The sequence below is a fragment of the Trujillonella endophytica genome (genome assembly GCF_900110555.1).
In the GTDB taxonomy this organism is placed as follows: Bacteria; Actinomycetota; Actinomycetes; order Mycobacteriales; family Geodermatophilaceae; genus Trujillonella; species Trujillonella endophytica.
The window spans coordinates 1-2,606 of record NZ_FOEE01000029.1 but is presented as its reverse complement, the minus strand read 5'-3'; the positions used below and the strand labels follow the sequence as shown (position 1 = coordinate 2,606).

At 72.1% G+C, this 2,606-nt stretch carries 1 protein-coding gene and 1 pseudogene; both read right to left on the bottom strand.

What is annotated here, in order from left to right; genetic code table 11:
- Positions 1-402: 402 nt before the first annotated feature.
- Positions 403-2,019, bottom strand: a complete 1,617-nt coding sequence (locus BMY88_RS24760; RefSeq protein WP_280138763.1) for a methyl-accepting chemotaxis protein — start codon at positions 2,017-2,019, stop codon at positions 403-405.
- A gap of 302 nt (positions 2,020-2,321) precedes the next feature.
- A pseudogene (locus BMY88_RS23120) lies at positions 2,322-2,606 on the bottom strand (methyl-accepting chemotaxis protein); the annotation flags it as partial.

Genomic DNA, 2,606 nt, shown 5'->3' with positions numbered 1-2,606 from the left:
GACGGCCACGCCGGCGAGCACGGCCACGGACACCGACGCCAGGATCTTGTGGGAGACCGCCATGTTCGCCAGAACACGCCGTCCACCGCCGTTCGCTGCCACCACGCACACTTCCGTTCGCACTCAGGGGGAGAGGGTCCGGCCCGGTCGTACCGGGTCGGGGTAGTGCCGGAGTGAGCCGGCGACGACGCAGAAGCTAGGCCGTACGGAATCGTCGGCGACACCATTTTTCCGCGTGTCGCGACACTCTGTTCACAACGGTTTCACAACGGAGTCGACAATTGCGCGACGCCGTCCGATGACCATTCTCGACGCTGTCGACATGACGTCCGGAGAATGGTGGCGTGCTCGTTCCCTCGGGGTCGGGAGGCGGCCGCCGGGGTCGGCGGCCGCCTCCGGCGATCAGTAGGTGAAGCCCGCCACCGCGGTGCGCAGGTCGGCCGCCATCCGGGAGAGCTCGTCGACCGCGGTCCGCGTCTGGGTCAGCGCCTGGGTGGTCGAGTCCGCGGCCGTCGAGACGCCCGTGATGTTCTCCGCGATCTGCCCGGAGCCCTGGGCGGCCTCCTGCACCGAGCGGGACATCTCGCCGGTGGTCGCTGTCTGCTCCTCCACCGCGCTGGCGATGGTCAGCTGGTAGTCGTTGATCTGGCCGATGACGTCGCTGATCCGGCCGATCGCCGCGACCGCTCCGGTGGTGTCGCCCTGGATGGCCTGCACCCGGCGGGCGATGTCCTCGGTCGCCTTCGCCGTCTCCTGCGCCAGCTCCTTCACCTCGTTGGCCACCACGGCGAAGCCCTTGCCCGCCTCGCCGGCGCGGGCGGCCTCGATCGTGGCGTTCAGCGCCAGCAGGTTGGTCTGCTCCGCGATGCTCGTGATCACCTTCACCACGTCGCCGATCTCGCGGGAGGACTCCCCGAGCCGGGTGATCTGGCCCGTCGTCGCCTCGGCCTCGGCCACCGCCGCGGCGGCGACGCGGGCCGCCTCGTTCGCGTTCTGCGAGATCTCCCGGATCGACGCCCCCATCTGCTCCGCACCGGCGGCCACGGTCTGCACGCTCCGCGACACCTCCTCCGCGGCACCGGAGACGACGCCCGACTGCGCGCTGGTCTCCTCCGCCGAGGCCGAGATCTGCGCCGCCGAGGCCGACAGCTCCTCCGACGAGGCCGCCACCGCGTCCGCCGCGCCCGCGACACCGGCGAGCACGCCGCGCAGGTTCTGCTGCGCCGTCACCAGCGACTCGGCCATCCGGCCGAGCTCGTCCCGACCGCGGAACTCGGGGACGACGGTGAGGTCGCCGCGGGCCACGGCCTCGACCGCGCCCTGCACCGAGCGCACGGTCCGGACGATCTGCCGGACGACGTACAGGGCCAGGCCGGCGGCCACGGCGATGCCGGCGGCCAGGAAGAGCCACAGCTGGAGGGTCGCCGAGGAGGCGATGTCGCCGGCCTCGTCCGTCGCGGCCTGACCCGCGCCGACGCGGCGCTCCTGCATGCCCGCGTAGCTGTCCATGATCGCGTCCGAGGACGCCTGCAGCGGACCGGTGATCAGCTGGCCGGCCAGCGCCGTGTCGCCGGTCCGCGCCGCGGTGACCAACTGCGCCTCGGCGACGGCGTAGTAGCCGTCCAGCTCGTCGCGGAAGGCCTGGAACGCCGCCGGGACGACCGCCACCGCCGCGTAGGCGTCGAGCTGCCCCTCGAGGGTGTCGCGGCGCTCGGCGAGCTCCGCCAGCAGCGCCGCCTGCGCGCTCGCGGGCACCAGCGCGAGGGAGTTGTAGCGGGAGCGGTCGCCCTGCCAGGAGCGCTGGATGTCCGACAGGTCGGAGAGCGTGACGACGTTGTCGTTGATCTCGGCGGTCGCGTCATCGAGCGCGCTGATCCGGGACACCGCCAGGACCGTCATGGCGATCGCGACGACGGCGAGCGCGGCGACGGCCGCGCCGATCTTGACCGCGATCGGTCGATCGGCGAACCACCGGCTCCGCGGGCGGGAGGCGGCGAGTGGGGGAGGGGAGGCCTTCACGGTGGTGCTCCTGTTGTCGTCCTGCGATGTCGGATTCCCGGCCGCCGTGCGACCACACGGTGGGGGACGACCGGAATGGTGAGGCACCGACGGAATGCTGCGACCATTTTCCGCCGCGTGTCCGAACATGTTCCGTAAACAGTGCGGCGACCTTCTCCGGCCGATCTCCTTGTCGACACCGCAATGGCGGATACTCGTCCGAGGCGCGCGGGACAATGGCGCGAGAATGGCGAGAGCGCGGAACCGGAGGATCGGTTCCGCGCTCTCGCGTGCTCGCTGCGCCCTCACCCGGGGCGCGCCGGTCAGTAGGTGAAGCGGCCCACCGCCCCCCGCAGGTCGGCCGCCATCCGCGACAGCTCGTCGACGGCGGAGCGGGTCTGGGTGAGCGCCTGCGTCGTGGTCTCCGCGGCGGTCGACACGCTCGTGATGTTCTCGGCGATCTGCTCGGACCCGCCCGCGGCCTCGGCCACCGACCGGCTCATCTCGCTGGTGGTCGCCGTCTGCTCCTCCACCGCGCTGGCGATGGTGGTCTGCCGGTCGGAGATCTGGGCGACGATCTGGGAGATCTCCCCGATCGCCGCGACCGC